This is a genomic window from Terrisporobacter hibernicus, assembly GCF_020809405.1.
In the GTDB taxonomy this organism is placed as follows: domain Bacteria; phylum Bacillota; class Clostridia; order Peptostreptococcales; family Peptostreptococcaceae; genus Terrisporobacter; species Terrisporobacter petrolearius.
In genome coordinates, this window is sequence record NZ_CP081135.1 from 2,052,089 (window position 1) to 2,078,661 (window position 26,573).

Here is a 26,573-nt window from a genome sequence, read left to right on the forward strand (position 1 = left end):
GATGTTATTAAGAGAGTTTTTAAATGAGTTTGAATTAGATTATGCTCAAGCTCCAACGAGGGTTAAAAAATACCCTTTTGGTCAATTGTGTGATAAAGAGATTGTATTAGTTGGGGATGGAAATGATACATTTACGCGTTCGGTTGTATATTCCTTTTTAAATTTAAATGATCAAAAAGACTTAAATATTAAAGTTACTTTAGTACCAATAGGTAATATTGATAATAATATTTATAGAAGTGAACTTATAAATAGAGAAGATTTTTTTGTGAAAAAATTAAATGATATAGATGAATGTGAATACGTAATTTTAACTGGGCTATGCAATAAAGAAATAAAATCAAATGCTAGTGAATATATGTATGTTATAGATAATTATACAAATATATTTGAGCAAATTAGCAAAATTTCTTTTGAACGATTAATTTTTATGTCTGATTATCGTGTTAATGGAAAAATACCTAATAATATGATAGCATCTGAATACGAAAAATTTGATGATATTAATAATTTTGAACAAATGATTCTTCAGAGCTTAGAATCATTATGCATATGTTATAGTAAAGAAAATAACTTTAATTATACTATAATACGAACAGCTATGGCTTATGGTGCATGTGTCAATTTTAATGGTAGCTTTTTAAACGAGTTCATAAAAGATGCAAATGAGAAAGAATATGTCAATTTGGATGATAGACAGTTTTCATTTATATATATTAGTGACATTTTAACAGCTATTTTTTATGCATTAAAAAAATGTCCTACTAATAAAATTTATAATATTGATGGATTGCAATCTACAGTATCTAGTACAGAAATATTAACATTATTAGTAAATAACAACTTAGTTAAAGCTGATATAAACATTATTAATAAAAATAATAAAGATTTTGAACAATATGATTTTAGTATTAATAGTCTGAAAATAAGACATTATAAATGGTGTCCAAAAGTATGCTTGGAAGATGGTTTGATTCTTATGGTAAAGAGTATTTACAATAGGGATGAAACTTTTATATTTGATAATACATACCATGGTAAGCTAAAAACTGTACACGAAATTTTATTAGCATACATATTAGAAATTGACAGGATTTGTGAGAAACATGATATAAAGTACTTCTTAGCAGGAGGTACATTATTAGGAGCAATTAGACATAAAGGATTCATACCATGGGATGATGATGCAGATGTAATGATGTTAAGAGAAGATTATGATAAATTTCTTAAAGTGGCCCAAGATGAATTGCCTTCAAATTTATTTGTTCAAAATCCTAGAACTGAAGAATTAAACCATCATGTATTTACAAAGATAAGAATGGATAATACACTATTTGCAACTAGACATACAGGTAAATTTATGAAAATGCATAATGGTATTTTTATAGATATACTATCGCAAGATAATACATCAAATAATAAATTTATTCAGAACTTGCATATATATGCTACTTTAATCACAAGATCAATGGTATTCAATAAATGGGCTAATAAAAAAATGAAAACAGGTGGGAAACATCCTGTGTTGTGTAAAATAGGAAATTTTATGAAGAATAAATGTTCATATAAATTCTTAGAGCATTTACAAGATAATATTATAACCTTATTCAAAAATAGTAAAAAAGCAGAGTACCTATATGATGGAATGGGAAGAAATCTAAGAAGAGGAGTATTCCCAAAAGAATGGTTAGATGAAGTTATTTATGTGGATTTTGAAGGATATAAACTACCTGTACCAAAACACTATGATGAATATCTTACATATTTATATGGAGATTATATGCAAATGATTCCTGTTAGCCAAAGAAGAACAAGTCACAGCATAGTGCTTATGGATTTAGGTGAATATACAAACTTTAAACTTATTAATGAAAATGTAGATTAATAAATACATTACAAGTATAAAATATTTCTATATATTCAGATGAGGATAAATGATAGAATCTTAAATAAAAAGATAAATCTAAGCAGTAGATAATTAATTGGCTGGATTTATCTTTTTATTTAATTATTTAGATAAAAAAGGAATAAGAAGTAGAGGTACAAATTTATGCTAAAACTAACTAGTCTACCTATATATAATAGATTATTAACAAATAACAAAAACAAATTTTAATAACTATATCATGGAAAAGTTCATATTTATTACTGTTGTAAAAAAGGAGTAAACAAAGCTTTATTACTCGGTGTCTAAGTATACAGAGTGATTTAAAATGTGTAATAAATTAATTTTCCAAATTGAAAAATATGAAAAAAGAGAATAGATGAACAATACTTGCAACAAAAGTTAATTATAAGAAAATACCTACGGAGTAGGGTTTAAATGAAAGAAACTATCAAGTACTAGTTGAATTTTGCATAGATGAAAAACTCTATATTTTATTATCGAAATCCAGAGTTATTATGATGCTATGAAGAAAGTGGATTTTCATATAATAAGGTAGATTTTGGGAAAATATGTTATAATAATAGTTGCTTATTTGATGAATTATTTATATATATGAAATAAAATTGTAAAATGGAATCGCTATATAAAAAGAGCTAATGATTTATTTAAATTTAGTGATCATAATAGTTGTAAAAGAATTTATAATGATTTAAAGAATTATCAAAAAGGAATTTAGAGAAAGATATATTTATTAGAGGAGAGAAAAAATATGGGTAGGTTTATTAATGATGTTAAAAAATATTATAATTATACTATTTATTCAGCTAAATCAGAACTTAAAGCAGAAGTATCAAATTCATATCTAAACTGGGTTTGGTGGGTGTTGGAACCTTTGTGTTTTATGATGATTTATGCTTTTATATTTGGCGTTGTATTTAATTCTAAAGAAGAACATTTTTTAGTGTTTATATTTGTTGGTATAACAGCCTGGGATTTCTTTAATAGAAATATGAAACAAAGCATTACAATGGTTAAGAAAAATAAGGCGATAGTCTCTAAAGTATATATACCTAAATTTATACTTATACTTTCAAAAATGTGTGTAAATGGGTTCAAAATGTGTATTTCACTGGGAATTGTAATTATTATGATGATTATAAGTAAGGTTGAAATAACACCAAATGTATTGTACTTTATACCCATAATGATGACTCTTTTAATAATTAATTTTGCTTTTATGACTATATTATTACATTTTGGTGTATTTGTAGAAGATTTGTCTAATGTAGTAAACATTGTATTAAGAGCAGTATTTTATATGACTGGGATTTTCTATTCAATAGAATCTCGAATTGATTCTCCCTATTCAGATATATTATTAAAATGTAATCCAATAGCATTTATACTATCCTCATTAAGAAAATGCTTGTTATATGGAGAAACTCCATCAAGGAAATTATTGCTACTTTGGATGATTATAGGAATAATAATATCCTTAATAGGAGTAAAAACAATTTACAAAAACGAAAATAGTTATGTGAAGGTGATATAATGTCAGAAAAATCAATAGCCATAGAAGTGAATGATTTAAGTATTACATATAAAAGTTTAAAAGCTTACTCAATAAAAAGAAATTTATTAAAACTAAAAAAAGTAGATGTGAAGAAATTTAAAGCAGTAAATGATGTGTCTTTTAAAGTTGAGGAAGGTCATATATTGGGAATAATAGGTAAAAATGGAAGTGGTAAATCTACTATGCTAAAAGCATTAGCTGGAATATTTTCTCCAGATGAAGGAACAATTAATTTACATAATAAATCAGTATCACTATTATCCATAGGTGTTGGATTTAATAAAAGTTTATCAGGAAGAGAAAATATTATGTTATCTGGGATGCTACTTGGATTTTCTGAAGAAGAAATAAAAAGTAAAATGGATGATATAATAGAGTTTGCAGAACTTGGACAATTTATAGATATGCCTGTAAAAACATATTCTAGTGGTATGTTTTCAAAACTAGCATTTTCTATTACGGCCATATTAGAAACAGACATAATGCTTATTGATGAAGTCTTAAGTGTAGGAGATCAAAAATTTAAAAAGAAAAGTTATGCAAAAATGAAGAGTCTTATTTCTGATAGAAAAAGAACGGTAGTTATAGTTTCTCATAACATATCTACTTTAAATGAGCTTTGTGATACTGTAATGTGGATGCACGATGGTGTGATCAAAATGATGGGAGAACCTAAAGAAGTTCTTGATCAGTATACAGAATTTATGAAGTAACTAAGTTTACCCTTTCTAATATGAAAGGTGTAAACTTTTTTTATATCATAAAATATAAAATAATATGGTATAAAAACAAAGTTTAATGATAAATATTTATATAGAAATAAAGGTTCAAAAATAAGTTGAAAATTTTATGAAAATGGTTTATTATTATCTTGTTAGCACTCTAAGATATAGAGTGATAAAAATAATAATAATAACTAAATTTAATAATATAATTCTATTTTAGGAGGGATAAATTATGAAAATAAGACCTTTAGCAGACAGAGTAGTAATCAAAAAAGTTGAAGCAGAAGAAAAAACTGCAAGTGGTATTATTTTACCAGGTTCAGCAAAAGAACAACCACAAATGGCACAAGTTATTGAAGTTGGGCCAGGAGGCTTTGTAGATGGAAACGAAGTCAAAATGGAAGTTGAAGTTGGAGATAAAGTAATATACTCAAAATATGCAGGCAATGAAGTCAAAATAGACTCAGAAGAATACATAATTTTAAGACAAAGCGATATATTAGCTGTTATTGAGTAAAAATTAGGAGGGTATGAAGATGGCAAAGGATATTAGATTTGCGCAAGATACAAGAAAAGCATTAGAAACTGGTGTAAACAAATTAGCTGATACAGTTAAGGTGACTCTTGGACCAAAGGGAAGAAATGTTATATTGGACAAAATGTTTGGAGTACCTCTAATAACAAATGATGGTGTTACTATAGCAAAAGAAATAGAATTAGAAGATAGATTTGAAAATATGGGTGCACAGCTTGTTAAGCAAGTTGCAACTAAGACTAATGATGTGGCAGGAGATGGTACAACTACTGCTACAGTTTTAGCACAAGCAATAATAAGAGAAGGTTTAAAAAATGTTACTGCTGGAACCAATCCAATAATACTTAGAAAAGGTATACAAAAAGCAGTAGAAGTTTCAGTTGAAGAACTAAAGAAACAATCAAGAACAATAGAAACTCAAGAGGAAATAGCTCAAGTTGGTGCAGTGTCTTCAGGAGATGATGAAATAGGTGAATTAATAGCTCAGGCTATGAAGGTAGTAGGAAAAGAAGGCGTTATAACTGTAGAGGAATCTAAGACTATGAATACAGAACTAGAAACTGTTGAAGGTATGCAATTTGACAGGGGATTCGTTTCTGCATACATGGTTACAGATGTAGACAAAATGGAAGCAGTTTTAAATGATCCTTATATATTAATAACTGACAAGAAGATATCTAACATACAAGAATTACTTCCTATCTTAAATAAAATAGTTGAACAAGGTAAGAGATTATTAATAATAGCAGAAGATGTAGAAGGTGAAGCATTATCTACACTAGTTCTTAATAAATTAAGAGGAGTTTGTGAAATTGTTGCAGTTAAAGCTCCAGGATTTGGCGATAGAAGAAAAGAAATGCTTCAAGATATAGCTATTCTTACTGGTGGTGTTGTAATATCAGAAGAAGTTGGATATGATTTAAAAGAAGCGGATTTAGATTTATTAGGAAGAGCTTCTTCAGTTAAAGTAGTAAAAGATAGCACTACTATAGTTGGTGGTCATGGAACAAAAGAAGATATACAAAATAGAGTTAATCAAATAAAACATTTAGTAGAAGTTACAACTTCTGATTTTGATAAAGAAAAATTATTAGAAAGATTAGCTAAGTTATCTGGTGGAGTTGCAGTAGTTAAAGTTGGTGCAGCTACAGAAGTAGAGATGAAAGAGAAGAAATTAAGAATAGAAGATGCTTTAAATGCAACTAGAGCTGCTGTTGAAGAAGGTATAGTTGCTGGTGGTGGTACGGCATTAGTTAGTACAATACCTGTTTTAGATAAATTAATTGAAACTCTTGAAGGAGAAGAACAACTAGGAGCTAAAATAGTAAGAAAATCATTAGAGGAACCATTAAGACAAATAGCTATAAATGCAGGTCTTGAAGGTGCAGTAATAGTTCAAAATGTTATAGCAGAAGATCCTGAAATAGGATTTGATGCATTAAATGAAAAATATGTAAATATGATAGAATCTGGTATAGTTGATCCAACTAAGGTTACTAGAAGTGCTCTTCAAAACGCAGCATCTATAGCAGGAGTGTTCTTAACAACAGAAGCTGCTGTAGCAGATATTCCGGAAAAAGAGGATAAAGCTGCACCTATGGGAGCAGGAATGCCAGGAATGATGTAATAAAATTTAAACAAAGGGGGAACTCGTAGAGTTCTCTCTTTTTGATTACAAATATACCTTTTAGAAAAGATAATATAACTGTTTTTTACATTTAAGAAAATTCATAGTTTGAGTTATATTGTTGGTAAGTTATAGAATTAAAAAGTCTTAATTCATAAATAGTCGTGTTTTAAATAAAATATTAAGGTATAATTATATATAAATAAAATAAGAGCAGAAGAGGGGAATTATGGACTTAAAAAAATTATTAAATGATGTTAAAAATAGCAACATAGAAATAGAAGATGCTTTAGGGAAATTAAAAGATTTGCCTTTTGAAGATATAGGATATGCTCATATTGACCATCATAGAAGTATAAGAAATGGATATCCAGAAGTAATATATTGTAAGGGGAAAAGTGATGATCATATTTTAGGAATTATAGAAAGAATGAACGAAAAAGGTAGTAATATTCTTGGAACAAGATGTGAAAAGACTACTTATGATAAAATTATTAAACTATATCCTAATGCAGAATATGATGAATTATCAAAAATATTAAGAATTAAAAATGAAGAAATAAAAGATCAAGGTAAGGGAACTATTTTAATTGTTACAGGAGGCACATCTGACATTCCTGTGGCAGATGAAGCATACTATACAGCTGTATTCTGTGGAAATAAAGTGGAAAGATTATATGACGTAGGAGTAGCTGGCATTCATAGATTATTATCTAATAGGCATATGATTGAAAATGCTAGAGTAATTGTGGCAGTAGCGGGTATGGAAGGTGCTCTTCCTAGTGTAGTAGGAGGTCTAGTAGATGTACCGGTTATAGCGGTGCCTACATCAGTGGGATATGGAGCAAACTTTGATGGACTAGCTCCACTTTTAGCTATGTTAAATAGTTGTGCTTCAGGCATATCTGTAGTAAATATAGATAATGGATTTGGAGCGGGGTATTTGGCATCTACTATTAACAAATTAAAATAAGAATTATTATTATTATTTAAATATGTAAAATCTATATGGGAAAATAAATTTTATATAAAAGATTCTAATATAAAATAAGCTTTTATTAATATGAAAATTAAGTAACTATTTTATAATAGTAAATTAAATAAAGTAAAAATATAATTTCTTATGTAAATAATTATAGTAATTAATTCCAATATATTAATTAAATAAGCTTATATGGTAACAAATATAATAGCTAATGAAGAAAATCGTAAAAATTTGTTGACACAAGCGAATTATTTTGGTAAATTATTATTCAAACATAAGGCGAATAACGAAAATTTTTAAAATAAAATCACTCGTATATACTCAGAAATATGGTCTGAGAGTTTCTACCGAGAAACCGTAAAAATCTTGACTATGAGTGAAATTATTATATATATTTGAATATATTAGCTGCTTAATAATAGGCAGTTTTAAGTCATATATTCAAACCTGTATAGTGATTTCACTTTTTCAGTAAAAGATGGAAACTATACAGGTTTTTTTTTATAAAAAATTAAATGTTCAAATATAAAGTGGGTTAAATTGAAAGGAGACTAGTATGGCTACAATAATAAAAGAAGGATTAACTTTTGATGATGTTTTATTAATACCTCAAAGATCTGAAATATTACCAAAAGAGATAAATACACAAACATACTTAACTAAGACAATACAATTAAATATACCTTTAATGAGTGCTGGTATGGATACTGTTACAGAGTCAAAAATGGCGATATCTATGGCAAGACAAGGTGGTATGGGTATAATTCATAAAAATATGTCTATTGCAGAGCAAGCTTCAGAAGTAGATAGAGTAAAGAGAAGCGAAAGTGGAGTAATTGTGGATCCATTTTACTTAACAAAAGACCATACAATTCAAGATGCTGACAATATAATGGGAAAATTTAGAATATCAGGGGTTCCAATAATAGATGAAGATAAAAAACTTATTGGAATAATAACAAACAGAGATATTAAGTTTGAAAAAGATATGTCTAAAAAAATAGAAGATGCTATGACTAAAGATAATCTAGTAACAGCTAGAGAAGGGGTTACTTTAGAAGAAGCTGAACAAATTCTTAAACAACATAAAATCGAAAAATTACCAATAGTAGACGAAGAGAATCATTTAAAAGGTTTAATAACAATAAAAGATATAGAAAAGAAAATCCAATATCCAAACTCTGCAAAAGATAAAAAGGGGAGACTTTTATGTGGTGCAGCAGTTGGTATAACAGGAGATGTATTAGATAGAGTAAAAGCGTTATATGAAGCAAAAGTAGATGCTATAGTTTTAGATAGTGCACATGGACACTCAAAAGGTGTTATAGAAGCTGTACAAAAAATAAAATCAGTATATCCAGATTTACAAGTAATAGCAGGAAATGTTGCTACAGCTCAAGGTTGTGAAGACTTAATAAAAGCTGGAGCTGACTGTGTGAAAATAGGTATGGGACCAGGATCTATATGTACTACAAGAGTAGTTGCTGGTATAGGGGTTCCACAAGTAACAGCAGTTATGGACTGTGCAGAAATTGCTAAAAAATATGGAGTACCAGTAATAGCGGACGGTGGTATTAAATACTCTGGTGATGTAGTTAAAGCTTTAGCTGCGGGAGCAAATGTTTGTATGATGGGATCTTTATTTGCAGGAACTGATGAGAGTCCAGGAGAAACAGTTCTTTACAGAGGAAGATCATACAAAGCATATAGAGGAATGGGTTCTATAGCGGCTATGGAAGATGGATCAAAAGATAGATATTTCCAAGATGGTGCTAAAAAATTAGTTCCAGAAGGTGTAGAAGGAATGGTTCCTTATAAAGGAAAAGCGGAAGAGATAGCTTATCAGATGATAGGTGGTTTAAGATCGGGAATGGGTTACTGCGGAGCACCTACAATAAAAGACTTACAAGAAACAGCTCAATTTGTAAAAATAACAGCAGCTTCTCTAAAAGAAAGTCATCCACACGATATAACAATAACAAAAGAATCACCAAACTATAGTACACAAGGAGATGTGATGTAATGAAACATGAATTAGTATTAGTTGTTGACTTTGGAGGTCAATATAATCAGTTAATAGCAAGAAGAGTAAGAGAAAATAACGTATATTGCGAGATAATACCATATACTACAGATATAGAAACTATAAAAGCTAAAAATCCAAAGGGGATAATATTTACAGGAGGACCTAATAGTGCATACTTAGCAGATTCTCCAACAATATCAAAAGAAATATTTGAAATAGGAGTTCCGATACTTGGCATATGTTACGGACATCAAATAATGTCACATGTTTTAGGTGGTGTTGTTAGAAAAGGTAATACATCTGAAAAAGAGTATGGGAAAACAGCTATAACATACAAAGAATCAAAATTATTTGAAGGAATGTCAACTAATACAGTTTGGATGAGTCATACAGATTTAGTTGATACTATAGCAGAAGGATTTGAAGTAATAGCTTATACAACGGATTGTCCTGTTGCAGCAGTAGAAAACAAAGAAAAAAATCTTTATGGAGTACAGTTCCATCCAGAGGTTGAACATTGTTTAGAAGGAGATAAAATACTTAAAAACTTCTTATACAATGTTTGTGAAGTAAGTGGTGACTGGACTACAGATTCATTTATAAATGATAAAATAAAAGAGTTAAAAGAAACAATAGGTGATAAAAAAGTATTATGTGCTTTAAGTGGTGGAGTTGATTCATCAGTTGCGGCAGTACTTGTTCATAAGGCTATAGGAGATAACTTAACTTGTGTATTCGTTGACCATGGATTACTTAGAAAAAATGAAGGTGATGATGTAGAAAGAATATTCAGAGATAAGTTTGATATGAACTTAATAAGAGTTAACTGTGAAGATAGATTCTTAGGTAAATTAAAAGGTGTAACAGAACCAGAATCTAAGAGAAAAATAATAGGTGAAGAGTTCATAAGAGTATTTGAAGAAGAATCAAATAAACTTGGGAAGATGGATTTCTTAGCACAAGGAACTATATATCCAGACGTTGTAGAAAGTGGACATGGAGAAGCTGCTACAATAAAATCTCATCACAATGTTGGTGGAATACCTGAAGATATAGAATTCCAAATAGTAGAACCATTAAGAGAATTATTCAAAGATGAAGTTAGAAAAATAGGTTTAGAACTTGGAATAGAAGAAGGATTAATATTCAGACATCCATTCCCAGGGCCAGGACTTGGAATAAGAGTTATCGGCGAAGTTACAAAAGAAAGATGTGACATCTTAAGAGAAGCTGATGCTATATATATGGAAGAGCTTAAAAAAGCAGGTTTATACAAAGAAATATGGCAAGCATTTGCTACATTACCAGATGTAAAAACTGTAGGAGTTATGGGAGATGAAAGAACTTATGCTTACTTAGTAGGTTTAAGAGCAGTAACATCTTCTGATGGAATGACTTCTGACTGGTATAAAATGCCATATGATGTTTTAGAAAAGATATCAAATAGAATAGTAAATGAAGTTGATGGAGCAAACAGAGTAGTTTATGATATAACTTCGAAACCACCAGGAACAATTGAGTGGGAATAATGTAAATAGAAATGACAAATAACTTATTGTTGTTTGTCATTTTTTTATTTTTTTGGTTTTTGTAATTAATTTATGAAATTATTGAAATAATAATATTATGAATGCCGAAACTTTATAAAACATAGATACATACAGAATTATTAAAATGACAGGAGGAATAATATGAATTATAAAAAAATTGTGGCATTAACTTCAGCAGTGATAATAGGTTCAATGAGTGTAGTAGGGTGCACAGGTAAAAAAAACAACACAGAAACAAAGGATACTAAAGCTATAAAAGTAGGAATGGTTGCCGATGTAGGTGGTATAAATGACGAGTCTTTTAACCAAAGTGCATGGGAAGGATTACAAAAAGCGCAGAAAGAATTAGGAGTAGAAGTAAAAGTAATAGAATCAAAACAAGCTTCCGAGTATATTGGAAATATAGAAGCTTTAGCTGACGATGGAATGGATTTAATTATAGGTGTTGGTAACACTATGGTAGAGGATATTAAAACTCAGGCAGAGAATTATCCGGATTTAAGTTTTGCTATAATAGATGAAACTTATGATACAATACCAAAAAATATAACACCTATATTATTTAAAGAAAATGAAGCTACTTTTTTAGCAGGTCTAATAGCAGGAAAAATGACAAAAACTAATAAAGTAGGCTTTATAGGCGGAATGGAAAATTCAATTATATATAGATTTTTATATGGATATGAATATGGTGTAGAAAAAGCTAATGATGATGCAGATGTAAAAGTTCAATTTGCTGGAACTTTTGCAGATGCAGCAAAAGGTAAATCTATAGCGAACCAAATGTACTCGAATGGTGTAGATATAATTCTTTCAGCAGCAGGAGGAACAGGTGTAGGAGCTATAGAATCAGCTAAAGAACAAAATAAATACGCAATTGGCGTAGATAAAGATCAAAGTGACTTAGCACCAAAAAATGTTTTAACATCGGCTTTGAAAAAAGTAAATGTTGGTGTATATGATACAGTGAAAGCATTTAAAAATGGAAAACTAACTGGTGGAGAAGCTAAAGTATATGGATTGAAAGAAGATGGTGTTGGTATACCTGAATCTACGAAGAATTTAGTGCCTAAAGATGTGCTAGACTATGTAAATGCTATGGCAGACAAAGTTAAAAATGGAGAAATAAAAGTTCCAAATACAAAAGAAGAACTTGACAAATTAGACTAAAAAAGAGATAAGAAGTTTTAACTTCTTATCTTTTTTTGTGTAAAATCACATATGGCTTGATAGAAAGTTCGTATTTAATGCATAAAGAACTATAAAATGATATAAAAAATAAAAAAATGTTCGTAAAAATCGAAAATGTATATTGACAGAAAATATGTGAGATGTTATTCTATTATTGTACTTATAAAACACGAACAATAAATCTTATTTCGAGTTAAAAATAAGATATGTATGGAACATTAATAAAATATAATATATGAAATAGGGTGATGATAATTATGGAAATGACATCAAAAGCAAAAAAAGAAAATTTACTACAGAAAGTTTTTAAATTAGAAGAAAATAATACAGATACAAAAACGGAAGTAATGGCAGGAATTACTACATTTATGACAATGGCATATATATTAGTAGTTAATCCATCTATACTTTCGGCTACAGGAATGGATCAAGGAGCAGTATTTGTTGCAACAGCTTTATCAGCAGCAATAGCAACTTTCTTTATGGGATTTTTAGCAAATTACCCAATAGCATTAGCGCCAGGTATGGGACTAAATGTATTCTTTGCTAATACCATAGTTTTACAAATGGGATATTCATGGCAATTTGCTCTTATGGCAGTATTTATAGAAGGACTTATATTTATTTTGCTTACAGTAACAAACTTAAGAGAAAAAATAATTGAATGTATACCAACAAACTTAAAGTACGCTGTAACAGCGGGGGTTGGTTTATTTATAGCTTATATAGGATTAAAAAATGCAAGTATAATAGTTGATGGTAGTTTGGGAAATCTACACGATCCATTAGTTATATTAACATTATTCGGATTATTAGTAACAGGAGTATTAGTTGCTAAAAACAAAAAAGGTGCATTATTAATTTCTATAGTAGTAATATCTGTTATAGGAATGGGGCTTAAATTAGTAGGTCTACCAGAGGGTATAATGTCATTTAGCATACCTTCTTTAAAGCCAGTATTCTTACAAGCATTCTCAGTAAATCCTGATGAAATATTTAGTTTAAATATGGTAATAATAGTATTTACACTATTATTTGTTGATTTATTTGATACAGTAGGGTGTTTAGTAGGTGTTGCTGAAAAAGGAAATCTTTTAGATGAAAATGGTAATATACCAAAAGCTAGAGAGGCTCTTTTAGCTGATGCTATAGGAACAACTACAGGAGCTTTACTTGGAACATCAACTGTAACTTCATTTATAGAAAGTGCATCAGGAATAGGAGAAGGTGGAAGAACTGGTTTGACTGCTATAACAACAGGATTGCTATTCATTTTATCTCTATTATTTGCTCCTTTATTTGTTGCAATACCGACACAAGCTACTTCTGCTGTATTAATAATAGTTGGTGTAATGATGGCAGGATCACTTAACAAAATTGATTTTTCGGATTTTACAAATGCAATACCAGCATTTATAACTTTCTCATTTATGCCACTTACAAATAGTATTGGAGACGGGATAATATTCGGAATATTATCTTATACATTATTAAAATTAGCTACAAATAGAAAAGATGAAGTAAATTTGTCTATGATAATTTTATCAATCTTGTTCATTATAAAATTTGTGCTTTTAGGATAAAAATTTAATATTACAGAAATAAGCCTAGATATATTTTTCTAGGCTTATTTTTTTATATTATTTAAGTGATTTTTCAATTTATTCAATTCTATAAATTCATCTTCAGTCTCCAAATCTTCTTCTAATAGATTTATAAATTTAAGCATATCTTCAATTTCATAGTCCTGTGCAATATTATCTATATTTCCATATAAACTAGTTAAAAGTTCAGAAGATCTTAAATTTATATGTCCCCTATTAAATGCACTTAAATTAAATTCTATAAAAACTGTATTAAATAATTCCTTATATTTTTTGTCAAACTCTTCATCAGACATATTATCTAGTAGTTGGCAAATTTCGTTACTTTCTATAAACTCGCTGAATACTTCCATTTTCATGCCCATCAAAAAATATTTTAATGTGTTATTTATTAAAGCTTTACACGAAACAAAAAATGTTATTAGAGTATTTCTAGAAATGTTCTTTTGAAAAAGAACTTTTTCTTTATGAATGTTTTCGTAAAGTGTGACTTTGGCATTTATATAAATGTCATCTAATGATTTGAATCTATGATTTAAACTAGAATACTCTTTTATTAATTTATTTGAAAAAATTATATTACAATTATCTATATTTATCATATTTAAGAAACCTCCTTTTTATTGTGAATATATCTTTAATTATTATAGCATATGTGCATACTATGGTTATAAAAGTAAAGTATTTATGTACTATTTTTAAAAAAATAAATTAATAATTCGACATATAACATATATTTTTAAAAAAATATTAATAAAAATATGAAATTCTATTGATAAAATATTAATATTATTATACTATTAACATATAATAGTTCGTATATAATAATGGATTGTGAAAAGTATTCACAATTAATAATTAAGGAGGATCATAATGAAAGTAGCGGTGGTTATGGGGTCTAAGTCGGATTACCCTAAATTAGAAGAAGGAATAAAATTGTTAGAAAAATATAGTGTTGAGGTTATTGTTCGTGTTTTGTCGGCTCATAGAACACCTAGGGAGTTAGAAGAGTTTATACAAGGAATAGACAATGAAGTTGACGTAATAATCGCAGCAGCAGGAAAAGCAGCGCATTTACCAGGAGTAATAGCAGCAAATACATTAATTCCAGTAGTAGGATTACCAATAAAATCATCTACAATGGATGGATTAGATTCACTTTTATCAATGGTACAAATGCCAAGTGGAATACCAGTAGCCACTGTTACAATTGACTCTGGCTTAAACGCAGTGCTAATGGCAATGCAAATAATGAGTATAAAATATCCGAAGTTAAAAGAGGATTTGAAATTATATAGAAAAGAAATGGCAGAAAAAGTTTTAAATGATGATGAAAATTTAAGGGGGTAATTAACATGTTATTATATGAAGGAAAAGCAAAACAAATATTTACTACAGAAAATGAAAATGAGTTTGTAGTTTACTACAAAGATGATGCTACAGCATTTAATGGAGAGAAAAAAGCAGAAATAGCTTCAAAAGGAATATTAAATAATAAAATATCAACAATAATGTTTGAAGAGTTAGCAAAAGAAGGAATAGAATCTCATTTTGTAAAAAGCTTATCTGATAGAGAGATGTTAGTTAAAAAAGTGGAAATATTACCTCTAGAAGTAATAGTAAGAAATATTACAGCAGGTTCATTCTGTAAAAGATACGGGGTAGAAGAAGGAATAGTATTAGACACACCTATATTTGAAATGTCATACAAAAACGATGACTTTGGAGATCCACTACTAAATGATGATCATGCAGTTGCATTGAAATTAGCGACTAGAGAAGAGATAGATTTCTTAAGAACTCAAACTTTAAAAATAAATGAAATAATGAAAAAATTCTTCTTAAAAATGGATTTAAAATTAGTAGATTTCAAACTTGAGTTCGGAAAAGATGTAAATGGGAAAGTAATATTAGCAGATGAAATTTCTCCTGATACTTGCAGACTTTGGGATGTAAATACTAATGAAAAGTTAGACAAAGACAGATTTAGAAGAGATCTTGGAGACTTAGTTGAAGGTTATGAAGAAGTTTTAGCAAGGTTAAATAAATAATTTAGGAGGATTTCATATGTGCGGAGTTGTAGGGATTTACTCTAAAGATAAAAACATATCAAAGCAGTTATATTATTCGTTATATTCTATACAACATAGAGGGCAAGAAAGTTGTGGAATGGCAGTATCCGATGGAAAAGAAATAAACTATTACAAAGATATGGGACTTGTAGGTGATGTTTTTACACCTAAAAAATTAGAACAATTACAAGGTAATATGGGTATAGCTCATGTTAGATACTCAACAGCAGGTGGTAGTGCTTTTGCTAATTGCCAGCCCTTAGTAGGGAGTGTAAGAAAAAGAAGACTTGCATTAGCACATAATGGAAACTTAGTAAACGCTCAAACATTAAAAGATATGCTTGAAGAAGATGGATATATGTTTACAAGTAATTCTGATACAGAAGTAATCCTTTATATTCTTGCTAGGTATTATAAGGGGAATATAGTAGAAAGTTTAAAACTTACAATGGACTATATAAAAGGAGCATATTCACTTGTGATTATGAGCGATGAAGAATTAATAGGAGTTAGAGATCCATTTGGATTTAGACCTTTAATTTTAGGTAAAAAAGATGACCAATATATTTTTGCATCAGAAAATTGTGCCATAGATATATTAGGTGGAGAAGTAATCAGAGACGTGGAGCCAGGGGAAATAGTAGTAATAAAGGACGGAGAATTAAAATCGTATAATTTCAGTGAAAATTATAAATCAATGAAAAAAAGTTGTATATTTGAACATATTTACTTTGCTAGAAATGATGCAACTATAGATAATGTAAATGCTTATGAATTTAGAGTTAAGTCAGGAGAAATACTAGCACAAGATGACATAATAAATGCAGACATGGTAGTTCCAGTTCCAGACTCAGGGTGGCCAGGCGCAATAGGATATGCAAATGCTAGTAAAATACCAGTCGCTGAAGCCTTAGTAAAAAATAGATACGTAGGAAGAACATTTATAAAACCTACTCAAGAAGAAAGAGAACTAGGTGTTAAAATAAAGCTTAACCCTTTATCAAGGGTTATAAAAGGAAAATCAATAGTTTTAGTAGATGACTCCATAGTTAGAGGAACAACATCTAGATTATTAGTAAAATCACTTAGAGAAGCTGGAGCAAAAGAAATACATTTGAGGATAACATCACCTCCAGTTAAATATTCTTGCTATTACGGAATAGATACACCAAACAGATCTAAACTCATAGCATCGAATAAAACTGTGGAAGAAATGATAGAGCATATAGGATGTGATTCTTTAAAATTTTTAGATATAGAAGGAATGCTAGATGCAGTTGATGAACCATTTAATTTCTGCAAAGCTTGTTTTGATGGAGATTATCCAGTTAAGAAAATAGACAAGGGGGAAGCAACATCATGCTAACTTATGAACAATCAGGTGTAAATATAGATGAAGGAAATAGAGCTGTAAGCTTAATAAAAAATAAAATTAAAGGAACTTATGATAAGAACGTAATAGGTGACTTAGGAAATTTCAGTGGATTATATAGTTTAAAAGACTTTTTAACTATGAAAGAACCAGTTTTACTTGCTGCAACAGACGGTGTTGGAACAAAGCTTAAACTAGCTCAAATGATGGATAAACATGACACAGTAGGTATAGACTTAGTTGCTATGAGTGTAAATGACTTAATTTGCCAAGGTGCTAAGCCATTGTTATTTTTAGACTATATAGCAATAGGAAAGTTAGTTCCTGAACATATAGACAAAATAGTTGAAGGCGTTGCTAATGGGTGTAAAATGTCAGGATGTGCATTAATAGGTGGGGAAACTGCTGAAATGCCAGGAATGTACACTGAAGATGAATATGATTTAGCAGGATTTGCTGTTGGTATAGCAGACAAAGAAAAAATAGTATGTGGAAAAGATGTTAAAAAAGGTGATGTGTTAATAGGAATATCATCAAGTGGAGTACACAGTAATGGATTCTCATTTATAAGAAAGATATTTTTAGATACTTTAAAATGGGACTTAAATGATTATAAAGAAGAGTTAGGAATGACTTTGGGTGAAGCCCTTTTAACTCCAACAAAAATATATGTTAAATTAGTTTTAGATTTAATTGAAAAACAAAATATAAAAGCTATAGCTCACATCACTGGTGGTGGAGTAATAGAAAATATAACTAGGGTTATACCAGAAGGATTAGGATTAAATATAAAAACTGATTCTTGGGAAAAACCACCTATATTCGAAATGGTAGAAAAGCTTGATATGGTTGATAAAAGAGAACTTCATAAATCTTTTAACATGGGTGTAGGTTTAGTTTTAGTAGTTGATAAAAATGAAGCTCAGGATGTTGTTAATTACATCAATAATAACAATTTACAAAATGAAGTGGAAATAGATGAAAAATACACTGAATTAATGAAAGACAAAGCTTATATCATAGGCGAAGTTGTAGATGATCATGAAGGTGTGAAACTATGGTAAAAATAGGTGTTTTAATTTCTGGGGGAGGGACTAATTTACAGGCTGTTATAGATAATTGTGAAAATAAAACTATAAATGGCAAAGTAGAGGTAGTCATCTCTAACAAATCAGAAGCTTTCGGACTTCAAAGAGCTAAAAATCATAATATAAAAGCTGTTTTTGAAAATAAAGAAGACAAAATAATTGAGATATTAAAAGAAAATAAAGTAGAATTAGTAGTTTTGGCTGGTTATTTGAAAATAATCAGTCCGAAGTTGGTAAATGAGTATAAAAATAGAATAATAAATATTCATCCGTCATTAATCCCAGCTTTTTGTGGTAAGGGGTATTATGGAGAGAAAGTTCACCAAGGTGTAATTGATTATGGAGCAAAAGTTACTGGAGCAACAGTTCACTTTGTTGATGAAGGGGCAGACACAGGTCCAATAATTATGCAAAAAACAGTAGAAGTTAAGCAAGATGATGATGTAAAAAAATTAGCAGCAAGGGTACTAGACGTAGAACATGAAATACTTGCGAAAAGTATAGCAATGTTTTGTGAAAATAAACTAACTGTTCAAGGTAGGAGGGTTTATATAAATGATTAAAAGAGCATTAGTAAGTGTAACTGATAAAACTGGAGTAGTGGAGTTTTGTACAGAATTAAATAAATTAGGATATGAAGTAATATCTACAGGAAATACTTTTAAAATGTTAAAAGAAAAAGGTGTAAAAGCTATACAAATAGATGAAGTAACTAAATTCCCAGAAATATTAGATGGAAGAGTAAAAACTTTAAATCCATATATACATGGTGGAATTTTATATAAAAGAGATAACGAAAATCATGTGGCAACTGTAAACGAACACAACATAAATCCAATAGATTTAGTAGTTGTAAATTTATATGATTTTGAAGGAACTTTAAAAGCAGGAAAATCTCATGAAGAAATGATAGAAAATATAGATATAGGTGGACCATCTATGATACGTTCTGCTGCTAAAAATTATAAAGACGTGGCAGTAATAGTAGATGTAAATGACTACTCTATGATAATAGAAAAATTAAGAAATGATTCTTTAACTTTAGAAGATAGAAAAAAATTAGCTTACAAAGCATTCTCTACAACAGGTAGATACGATGCTCTTATATCGAGTTACTTTGCAGGAGAAGTTAAAGATGAATATCCAGAAATATTAAATTTAACTTTCCAAAAAGAACAAACATTAAGATATGGGGAAAATCCACATCAAAATGGTGTTTTATATAGCCAACCTAACGCTAAAAACCCAATATTAAACTTTGAACAATTAAACGGAAAAGAATTATCTTTCAATAATATAAATGATTTACATGGTTGTTTAGAATTAATGAGAGAATTTAAAGACAGCGAAGGAGTAGTTTCAGTAGCAATTAAACATACTAACCCATGTGGTGTAGGTCTTGGAAAAGATGCCTACGAAGCTTATACAAAATGTTACGAAGCAGATAAAGTTTCTATATTTGGAGGAATTCTAGGAATAACATCAACTATAGATGCACAAACTGCCAAGAAACTAAATGAAATATTCTTAGAAATAGTTGTAGCTTATGATTTTACAGAAGAGGCATTAGAAATCTTAAGAAAAAAGAAAAACTTAAGAGTTTTAAAATTAGCTAAGTTAGAAGACAGCTTACAACCTTACGATATGAAATACTTAGATGGAAAATTATTAATTCAAGATAAAAATACTACTTTAGCATCAAAATATGAAACAGTAACAGCTGTTGAACCAACTAAAGAGCAATTATCTGATATGGAATTTGGAATGAAAGTAGTTAAAAATATGAAATCAAATGCCATAGCTATAGTAAAAGACGGAGAAACTTTAGCTTTAGGATGTGGTCAAACATCAAGAATATGGGCACTAAAAAATGCAATAGAAAATAACCAAGATAAAAACTTTGAAGGCGCAATACTTGCTTCAGATGCATTCTTCCCATTTGATGACTGTGTAACTCTTGCAAAGGAAGTAGGAATAAAAGCAATAGTTCAACCAGGAGGATCAATGAAAGATCAAGACTCTATAGATGCTTGTAATAAATTTGAGATGACAATGGTGTTTACAGGAATAAGACACTTCAAACACTAGGAGGTATAAAGGATGAAAATTTTAGTTGTTGGTGGTGGCGGAAGAGAACACGCTATTTGCTGGAAGTTAAGTAATGAATCTAACGTAGAAAAAATATACTGTGCACCAGGTAATGCGGGAATATCTAATGTAGCTCAGTGTGTAAACATAGAAGATTGTGATATAGAAGCCTTACTACAATTTGCTAAAGAAAATAAAATAGACTTAACTATAGTAGGGCCAGAGGTACCTCTTGTGGCAGGTATTGTAGATGAGTTTGAAAAAGAAAATCTAAAAGTATTTGGACCAAATAAAAACTGTGCCAGATTAGAAGGAAGTAAGGCTTTCTCTAAAGATTTTATGATAAGACACAACCTTCCTACTGCAAAATATAAAGAATATACAGATTTAAATAAAGCAATAGCTGAAATAGATGAATTTGGATATCCAGTAGTTATAAAAGCAGATGGATTGGCAGCTGGTAAAGGTGTTGTTATTCCAGAAAATAGAGAAGATGCTATATCAACGTTAAAAGAAATGATGGCTGACCACAAGTTTGGTCATGCTGGAGATAAAATAGTTATAGAAGAATTTTTAACTGGAGTGGAAACTTCCATACTTGCTTTTGTAGACAACAATTCTATAGTTCCTATGGTAAGTGCAAAAGACCACAAGAAAGTGTTTGAAGGGGAAACTGGTTTAAATACAGGTGGAATGGGAACATTCTCGCCAAGTGAAATATATACAGATGAATTAGCACGAGAAATACAAGAAAAAATCCTTGATAAAACTTTAGAGGGATTTAAAAAAGATAACTTAGATTACAAAGGTATTTTATTCGTGGGTCTGATGATAACTGAAGAAGGGCCTAAAGTTTTAGAATACAATGTAAGATTTGGGGATCCAGAAACTCAGTCAGTACTATGTAGACTAAATACTGATTTAAATAAAATAATGACAGCAATCATAGATAACAATCTTAAAAATATAGAAATAAGTTACTCAAAGGAACAAGCAATATGTGTAATGCTTACTTCAGGAGGATATCCTGAAGCTTATGAAAAAGGCAAAGTAATAACAGGGCTTGAAAATTTAGATTCAGATATAGTTGTATTCCACAGTGGAACTAAGTTTGATAAAGAAAACATAGTAACAAACGGTGGAAGGGTAATAGGAATAACTGCAAAAGGAAGTTCCCTTAAAGAAGCATCTGATAAAGTTTATGAAAATATTAAAAAAATAAACTTTGAAGGAATGCATTATAGAAAAGATATATGGAAATAAATTTTCGGATTTGGAGGAATGTTAATGAACACTATGGATTTACAAAGGACTGTAAGAAGAGTTTTAGTTGAAAAAAGACCAGGATTTGACTTAGAAGCTCAAAGTTTAAAAAAGGATTTAATAGAGAGTTTACACATAAACACAATAGAAAATATAAGAGTTTTAAATAGATATGATGTGGAAGATTTAAATGAAGAAGTTTTTGAAAATGCAGCCAAGACTATATTCTCAGAAACTAACTTAGATATAGTTTCTTATGATGAAATAAAAGACATAAATGAAAATGATAAAGTATTTGCCATAGAATACTTGCCAGGCCAATACGACCAAAGAGGAGACTGGGCAGCTCAATGTATACAAATAGTTAATGATGGTAAAAGACCTAACATAAGTACAGCTAAAATGTATATATTAAGTGGAAATATCAGTGATGAAGATTTCGCAAGAATAAAATCATACTGCATAAATCCAGTAGATAGTAGAGAAGCTGATTTAAAGGTACCAAATACTTTAGAAATGGAAGTAGAAGTACCAACAGCTGTGGAAATATTGGATGGTTTTGTGGATTATTCAAGTGAAGAATTAGAAAACTTCTTAAATAATCAAGGGTTAGCTATGACTTTAGCTGACTTGCAACATGTTCAAAACTACTTCAAAAATGAAGAAAGAAGAAATCCTACTATAACAGAAATAAAAGTTCTTGATACTTATTGGTCTGATCACTGTAGACACACTACATTTATGACTAAAATAGAAGACGTTAAAATAGAAGATGGTAAATACAATGGAATAATAAAAGAAGCTTATGATATGTATTTACAATCTAGAAGTACAGTTTATGTTGATAGAGACAAAGATGTTTGCTTAATGGATATAGCAACTATAGCTATGAAACAATTAAGAAAAGAAGGAAAGCTAGAAGACTTAGATGAAAGTGAAGAAATAAATGCTTGTTCTATAAACGTCGATGTTAATGTGGATGGAAAAACTGAAAAATACTTAGTAATGTTCAAAAACGAAACTCATAACCATCCAACTGAAATAGAACCATTTGGTGGAGCTGCTACTTGTTTAGGTGGAGCTATAAGAGATCCACTTTCAGGAAGAAGTTATGTATACCAAGCAATGCGTGTTACAGGTAGTGCAGATCCTAGAACATCTTTAGAAGATACATTACCAGGTAAATTAATGCAAAAGAAAATAACTACAGAAGCTGCCAATGGATACTGTTCTTATGGTAACCAAATCGGTTTGACTACTGGTCAAGTTGCTGAAGTATATGACGAAGATTTCGTAGCAAAAAGAATGGAAGTTGGAGCAGTAATAGCTGCAGCGCCAAAAGAAAATGTAGTAAGAGTTCGCCCAGTTGCAGGAGACATAATAGTTCTTCTTGGTGGAAAAACAGGAAGAGATGGATGTGGAGGAGCTACTGGTTCATCAAAAGAACATAGTGAAGAATCAATAAAAACTTGTTCAGCAGAAGTTCAAAAAGGTGATGCTCCTAACGAAAGAAAAATCCAAAGATTCTTTAGAAATAAAGAAGTTGCTCAGATGATAAAAAGATGTAACGACTTTGGAGCAGGTGGAGTAAGTGTTGCTATAGGAGAAATAGCTGACAGTTTAGATATAAACTTAGACTTAGTTCCTAAAAAATACGATGGATTAGATGGAACAGAACTTGCCATATCTGAATCACAAGAAAGAATGGCAGTTGCAATAGACCCAGCGAACAAAGAAAAGTTCATAGCACTAGCAGGAGAAGAAAACTTAGAAGCAACTCATGTTGCAACAGTAACTGACACAGGATATTTAAGATTAACTTGGAAAGACCAAACAATAGTTAATTTAAAGAGAGAATTCTTAGATACAAACGGAATAAAACAAACAACTGATATTCATGTTAACAAAGTAAATGAAGAAGAAACATTCTTTACAAAAGGTAATGTTTCATGTGAATCAAACTCTATGAAACAAAAATTCGAAGAAGCTTTAGCTGATTTAAATATATGTTCACAAAAAGGTTTAGTTGAAAAGTTTGACAACACAATAGGTGGAAACACTGTATTAATGCCTTTTGGAGGGAAATATCAAGCAACTCCAGCACAAGGTATGGTTGCAAAAATACCAGTACTAGGTGGAGAAACAACAACTTCAACTATAATGACGTTTGGATATAATCCTAAAATAGGAAAATGGAGTCCATTCCACGGGGCTTTATATGCAGTAGTAGAATCTGTTTGTAAATTAGTTGCCATAGGTGGAAATTATAAAACAACTAGACTTACTTTACAAGAATACTTCGAAAAATTAGGAAAAGATGCTACTAGATGGGGTAAACCATTTGCTGCATTACTTGGAGCATACTATGTTCAAAATAAATTAGAAATACCTGCAATAGGAGGAAAAGACAGTATGTCTGGTACGTTCAAAGACATAGATGTACCTCCAACATTAGTTTCATTTGCAGTTGATACAGTAGATGCTGAGTATGTAGTATCTCCTGAGTTTAAGAAAGCTAATTCAACAGTAGTTGAGTTAATAACTAATAAATTAGAAAATGATGTACTAGATTTTGATGAGTTAAAAAGGAACTTAGATAAAGTAAGAACTTTAATTCAAGATAAAAAAGTTTTAGCATCTTATGCTTTAGGTTATGGTGGACTAGGTGAAGCTATAGCAAAAATGGCATTTGGTAATAGAATAGGATTTAAAGCAGATGAAGATATATGTCCTTGTACTATATTCAACGCTGCTTATGGAAACATGTTAATAGAAATAAATGAAGAAGATTTAGCTTTATTAGATGGATACAACTATAGAATAGTAGGAAAAACTTTAGAAGGACCAAGTATATTAGTTAAAGATGAAAGAATATCTTTAAATGAATTATACAAAACTTTCGAAAGTACTTTAGAACCAATATTCCCAACAAAATCTAAAGAAATTAAAGACAAAATAGAAACTATAAGCTTTGTAACAACTGGTGAAAGAGCAAAATCTGCTTCTTCAATAGCTACTCCAAAAGTATTTATACCAGCATTCCCTGGTACAAACTGCGAGTATGACTCAGCAAGAGCTTTCGAAAGAGCAGGAGCTAAAGCTAGTGTAAAAGTATTTAAAAACTTAACTTATAAAGATATAGAAGAGTCTATAGAAACTATAGTAAATGAAATAAAAACTTCTCAAATAATAATGTTACCAGGAGGATTCAGTGCTGGTGATGAGCCAGATGGTTCAGGTAAATTTATAGCAACTGTATTTAGAAATCCTAAAATAGCAGAAGCTTTAAATGATTTCTTAACTAAACAAGATGGTTTAATGTTAGGTGTATGCAATGGATTCCAAGCATTAATCAAGTTAGGACTTGTACCTTATGGAGAAATAAGAGAGACTTCAGTAGATGCTCCTACATTAACTTACAATAACATAGGTCGTCACCAAGCTAAAGTTGTAAGAACTAGAATATCTTCTAATAAATCACCTTGGCTAGCAGGAACAGAAGTGGGAGATATACACAACGTAGCAGTATCTCATGGAGAAGGTAAGTTTGTTGCCAATGAAGAAGTATTTAAGCAATTACTTGAAAATGGTCAAATAGCAACTCAATATGTTGACTTAAACGGGGAAGCAACTTACCATATAGAATACAATCCAAATGGTTCATACTTTGCAGTAGAAGGTATAACTAGTGTGGACGGTAGAATATTTGGTAAGATGGGTCACTCTGAAAGAATTGGTGAACATGTAATGAAAAATATAATAGGTGAAAAGGATCAAAAGATATTTGAATCTGGAGTAAACTATTTTAAATAGGATTTAATAAATGCACATAGAAGGATTCCTTTTATGTGCATTTTTATATATTTAGTAATTTTTCTAGGGGAGATGTTTAACTTCATTTGATTTTTGTTTTTCTTAAATTGCTATGTCTGTTTTTGAGAATAGAGTAATTAATAGAATATTAGAAAACGAATAAAAACAATTGACGGTGCTAAGGAATTGCTGATAGTCTTTACTTAAGAATTTAGTATTGCATTAATAAATTTTATATATAAATAATAGGAGGATATTGTAAAAATGAAAAAACTTATATCTATTTGTTTAGGACTAATAATCTTAATTATGATGATGACAGGATGTAATATTTCACAAGGTAAAGATAATATAACCATAAATAAACTAGAAGATGATAATTTAACTATGGGTATAAATTATTCAGTTGAAAATTTAGACAAAGGAAAATATGAAATAGAATATAAAGCTGAAGAATATGAATATGGTAGGCTTGTAAAAGAGTATGATTTATTAAAAACTATGGTAGAAAATAAAGATAATAATTTAAAATTAGGAATAAATTATGATCAAATGTTAGAAGAGGATTTTATTAATATACTGATAGAAGACAATACCTATGAAAGTAAAAGCTTAGATTTACTAAAAGCTAGTGAAGAAGGTATTGCTATGACAACTTTAAATGAAAATAAAGAACTAGAATTAAATAAACCAATTGTAATTGCGGCATATAGTATAGGAGGTAAAGGTAATACAACATCAGGAGTAAATATTGATAAAAGTGAAAAAGTGAGTAATCATAATAAGAATGATTTAATTATATTTTTAAAAATAAAGAAATTATCTTAGATTAAAGACTAGAAGCCATAACTAGTATGGACGGTAGAATATCTAGTAAGATGGGTCACTCTGAAAGAATTGGCGAACATGTAATGAAAAATATAATAGGCGAAAAGGATCAAAAGATATTTGAATCTGGAGTAAACTGTTTTAAATAAAATTAAGTAATAGGGAGTTAACCATTATAGAATAAGTACAAATAGTATTTAGCCTATAATAGTTAACTCCTCTTTTATTTTGTATAAGTTTAATATTTCGTTTTTTCTAAGATTGTTATAGTAAAATAATAAATAGAAATTTAAATATATTTTAGAAAAAACAAAACTTTTTATAAATACAACTCGTTATATAAGT

General features: G+C 29.6%; 20 protein-coding genes, 1 pseudogene and 1 riboswitch. Of the genes and pseudogenes, 20 read left to right on the top strand and 1 reads right to left on the bottom strand.

Features of this window, described 5'->3' with window-relative positions; translation table 11 throughout:
- The first annotated feature begins 1 nt into the window (after window position 1).
- The 10 genes from JW646_RS10260 to JW646_RS10305 all read left to right on the top strand — a co-directional run bounded on the left by JW646_RS10260 (window position 2) and on the right by JW646_RS10305 (window position 13,683).
- Complete coding sequence (locus JW646_RS10260; protein WP_206925838.1) at window positions 2-1,885, top strand: LicD family protein; 1,884 nt, start codon at window positions 2-4, stop codon at window positions 1,883-1,885.
- Window positions 1,886-2,657: 772 nt separating this feature from the next.
- Window positions 2,658-3,440, top strand: coding sequence for an ABC transporter permease (locus JW646_RS10265; protein WP_148558459.1), 783 nt, complete (start codon window positions 2,658-2,660; stop codon window positions 3,438-3,440).
- Window positions 3,440-4,174 (top strand): ABC transporter ATP-binding protein, encoded by a 735-nt coding sequence (locus JW646_RS10270; RefSeq protein ID WP_148558458.1) that lies wholly within the window; start codon window positions 3,440-3,442, stop codon window positions 4,172-4,174. Before JW646_RS10265 ends, JW646_RS10270 begins: the two co-directional genes overlap by 1 nt.
- 244 nt (window positions 4,175-4,418) lie before the next feature.
- Window positions 4,419-4,703 (top strand): co-chaperone GroES, encoded by a 285-nt coding sequence (locus JW646_RS10275; RefSeq protein ID WP_039681375.1) that lies wholly within the window; start codon window positions 4,419-4,421, stop codon window positions 4,701-4,703.
- Window positions 4,704-4,722: 19 nt separating this feature from the next.
- Window positions 4,723-6,348 (top strand): chaperonin GroEL, encoded by a 1,626-nt coding sequence (groL, locus tag JW646_RS10280; RefSeq protein WP_074920331.1) that lies wholly within the window; start codon window positions 4,723-4,725, stop codon window positions 6,346-6,348.
- A gap of 229 nt (window positions 6,349-6,577) precedes the next feature.
- Entirely contained in the window at window positions 6,578-7,321 is a 744-nt protein-coding gene (larB, locus tag JW646_RS10285; RefSeq protein WP_074920332.1) for a nickel pincer cofactor biosynthesis protein LarB, read from the top strand.
- Window positions 7,322-7,624: 303 nt separating this feature from the next.
- A riboswitch (purine riboswitch) is annotated at window positions 7,625-7,726 on the top strand.
- 163 nt (window positions 7,727-7,889) lie between these two features.
- On the top strand, window positions 7,890-9,356 hold the full coding sequence (gene guaB, locus JW646_RS10290; RefSeq protein WP_228415149.1) for an IMP dehydrogenase: 1,467 nt from the start codon (window positions 7,890-7,892) through the stop codon (window positions 9,354-9,356).
- The gene (guaA, locus tag JW646_RS10295) at window positions 9,356-10,888 is read left to right on the top strand and encodes a glutamine-hydrolyzing GMP synthase (RefSeq protein WP_228415150.1); all 1,533 of its coding nucleotides are present in this window, start codon (window positions 9,356-9,358) and stop codon (window positions 10,886-10,888) included. Before guaB ends, guaA begins: the two co-directional genes overlap by 1 nt.
- A 162-nt stretch (window positions 10,889-11,050) precedes the next feature.
- Window positions 11,051-12,079 (top strand): BMP family lipoprotein, encoded by a 1,029-nt coding sequence (locus tag JW646_RS10300; RefSeq protein WP_228415151.1) that lies wholly within the window; start codon window positions 11,051-11,053, stop codon window positions 12,077-12,079.
- 278 nt (window positions 12,080-12,357) lie between these two features.
- Window positions 12,358-13,683 carry an NCS2 family permease gene (locus JW646_RS10305; RefSeq protein WP_074920336.1) on the top strand — a complete coding sequence of 442 codons (1,326 nt, stop codon included), beginning with the start codon at window positions 12,358-12,360 and terminating at the stop codon, window positions 13,681-13,683.
- A gap of 44 nt (window positions 13,684-13,727) precedes the next feature.
- Here the strand turns inward: JW646_RS10305 and JW646_RS10310 are convergent, their stop codons facing one another.
- The gene (locus JW646_RS10310; RefSeq protein WP_228415152.1) at window positions 13,728-14,306 is read right to left on the bottom strand and encodes a hypothetical protein; all 579 of its coding nucleotides are present in this window, start codon (window positions 14,304-14,306) and stop codon (window positions 13,728-13,730) included.
- A gap of 271 nt (window positions 14,307-14,577) precedes the next feature.
- Between JW646_RS10310 and purE the strand changes: the two genes are divergently transcribed.
- The 10 genes and pseudogenes from purE to JW646_RS10360 all read left to right on the top strand — a co-directional run.
- Window positions 14,578-15,054: a 5-(carboxyamino)imidazole ribonucleotide mutase gene (gene purE / locus JW646_RS10315; protein WP_148558455.1), complete on the top strand. Its 477-nt coding sequence runs from the start codon at window positions 14,578-14,580 to the stop codon at window positions 15,052-15,054.
- 5 nt (window positions 15,055-15,059) lie between these two features.
- Window positions 15,060-15,755, top strand: a complete 696-nt coding sequence (gene purC / locus JW646_RS10320; RefSeq protein ID WP_148558454.1) for a phosphoribosylaminoimidazolesuccinocarboxamide synthase — start codon at window positions 15,060-15,062, stop codon at window positions 15,753-15,755.
- A 16-nt stretch (window positions 15,756-15,771) separates the two neighbouring features.
- Window positions 15,772-17,142: an amidophosphoribosyltransferase gene (purF, locus tag JW646_RS10325; RefSeq protein ID WP_228109527.1), complete on the top strand. Its 1,371-nt coding sequence runs from the start codon at window positions 15,772-15,774 to the stop codon at window positions 17,140-17,142.
- Window positions 17,136-18,212, top strand: coding sequence for a phosphoribosylformylglycinamidine cyclo-ligase (gene purM, locus JW646_RS10330; protein ID WP_228415153.1), 1,077 nt, complete (start codon window positions 17,136-17,138; stop codon window positions 18,210-18,212). Before purF ends, purM begins: the two co-directional genes overlap by 7 nt.
- Window positions 18,206-18,799 carry a phosphoribosylglycinamide formyltransferase gene (gene purN / locus JW646_RS10335; RefSeq protein ID WP_148558451.1) on the top strand — a complete coding sequence of 198 codons (594 nt, stop codon included), beginning with the start codon at window positions 18,206-18,208 and terminating at the stop codon, window positions 18,797-18,799. The genes purM and purN overlap by 7 nt, the downstream gene beginning before the upstream one ends.
- Complete coding sequence (purH, locus tag JW646_RS10340) at window positions 18,792-20,324, top strand: bifunctional phosphoribosylaminoimidazolecarboxamide formyltransferase/IMP cyclohydrolase (RefSeq protein WP_228415154.1); 1,533 nt, start codon at window positions 18,792-18,794, stop codon at window positions 20,322-20,324. The genes purN and purH overlap by 8 nt, the downstream gene beginning before the upstream one ends.
- A 12-nt stretch (window positions 20,325-20,336) precedes the next feature.
- Window positions 20,337-21,587 carry a phosphoribosylamine--glycine ligase gene (gene purD / locus JW646_RS10345; protein WP_228415155.1) on the top strand — a complete coding sequence of 417 codons (1,251 nt, stop codon included), beginning with the start codon at window positions 20,337-20,339 and terminating at the stop codon, window positions 21,585-21,587.
- A 24-nt stretch (window positions 21,588-21,611) separates the two neighbouring features.
- Window positions 21,612-25,400 carry a phosphoribosylformylglycinamidine synthase gene (locus JW646_RS10350; protein ID WP_228415156.1) on the top strand — a complete coding sequence of 1,263 codons (3,789 nt, stop codon included), beginning with the start codon at window positions 21,612-21,614 and terminating at the stop codon, window positions 25,398-25,400.
- Window positions 25,401-25,664: 264 nt separating this feature from the next.
- The gene (locus JW646_RS10355; RefSeq protein WP_228415157.1) at window positions 25,665-26,228 is read left to right on the top strand and encodes a hypothetical protein; all 564 of its coding nucleotides are present in this window, start codon (window positions 25,665-25,667) and stop codon (window positions 26,226-26,228) included.
- Window positions 26,229-26,236: 8 nt separating this feature from the next.
- A pseudogene (locus JW646_RS10360) lies at window positions 26,237-26,377 on the top strand (phosphoribosylformylglycinamidine synthase subunit PurQ); the annotation flags it as partial.
- Between the last annotated feature and the right edge of the window lie 196 nt (window positions 26,378-26,573).

Excerpts from the sequence above, each read along its gene's own strand:
- guaB (WP_228415149.1), top strand. The coding sequence starts at position 7,890 with ATGGCTACAATAATAAAAGAAGGATTAACTTTTGATGATGTTTTATTA.
- purF (WP_228109527.1), top strand. The coding sequence starts at position 15,772 with ATGTGCGGAGTTGTAGGGATTTACTCTAAAGATAAAAACATATCAAAG.
- JW646_RS10355 (WP_228415157.1), top strand. The coding sequence starts at position 25,665 with ATGAAAAAACTTATATCTATTTGTTTAGGACTAATAATCTTAATTATG.
- JW646_RS10305 (WP_074920336.1), top strand. The coding sequence starts at position 12,358 with ATGGAAATGACATCAAAAGCAAAAAAAGAAAATTTACTACAGAAAGTT.
- JW646_RS10350 (WP_228415156.1), top strand. The coding sequence starts at position 21,612 with ATGAACACTATGGATTTACAAAGGACTGTAAGAAGAGTTTTAGTTGAA.
- JW646_RS10265 (WP_148558459.1), top strand. The coding sequence starts at position 2,658 with ATGGGTAGGTTTATTAATGATGTTAAAAAATATTATAATTATACTATT.
- JW646_RS10310 (WP_228415152.1), bottom strand. The coding sequence starts at position 14,306 with ATGATAAATATAGATAATTGTAATATAATTTTTTCAAATAAATTAATA.
- JW646_RS10260 (WP_206925838.1), top strand. The coding sequence starts at position 2 with ATGTTATTAAGAGAGTTTTTAAATGAGTTTGAATTAGATTATGCTCAA.
- purC (WP_148558454.1), top strand. The coding sequence starts at position 15,060 with ATGTTATTATATGAAGGAAAAGCAAAACAAATATTTACTACAGAAAAT.
- purE (WP_148558455.1), top strand. The coding sequence starts at position 14,578 with ATGAAAGTAGCGGTGGTTATGGGGTCTAAGTCGGATTACCCTAAATTA.
- purN (WP_148558451.1), top strand. The coding sequence starts at position 18,206 with ATGGTAAAAATAGGTGTTTTAATTTCTGGGGGAGGGACTAATTTACAG.
- JW646_RS10300 (WP_228415151.1), top strand. The coding sequence starts at position 11,051 with ATGAATTATAAAAAAATTGTGGCATTAACTTCAGCAGTGATAATAGGT.
- larB (WP_074920332.1), top strand. The coding sequence starts at position 6,578 with ATGGACTTAAAAAAATTATTAAATGATGTTAAAAATAGCAACATAGAA.
- guaA (WP_228415150.1), top strand. The coding sequence starts at position 9,356 with ATGAAACATGAATTAGTATTAGTTGTTGACTTTGGAGGTCAATATAAT.
- JW646_RS10275 (WP_039681375.1), top strand. The coding sequence starts at position 4,419 with ATGAAAATAAGACCTTTAGCAGACAGAGTAGTAATCAAAAAAGTTGAA.
- purM (WP_228415153.1), top strand. The coding sequence starts at position 17,136 with ATGCTAACTTATGAACAATCAGGTGTAAATATAGATGAAGGAAATAGA.
- JW646_RS10270 (WP_148558458.1), top strand. The coding sequence starts at position 3,440 with ATGTCAGAAAAATCAATAGCCATAGAAGTGAATGATTTAAGTATTACA.
- purD (WP_228415155.1), top strand. The coding sequence starts at position 20,337 with ATGAAAATTTTAGTTGTTGGTGGTGGCGGAAGAGAACACGCTATTTGC.
- purH (WP_228415154.1), top strand. The coding sequence starts at position 18,792 with ATGATTAAAAGAGCATTAGTAAGTGTAACTGATAAAACTGGAGTAGTG.
- groL (WP_074920331.1), top strand. The coding sequence starts at position 4,723 with ATGGCAAAGGATATTAGATTTGCGCAAGATACAAGAAAAGCATTAGAA.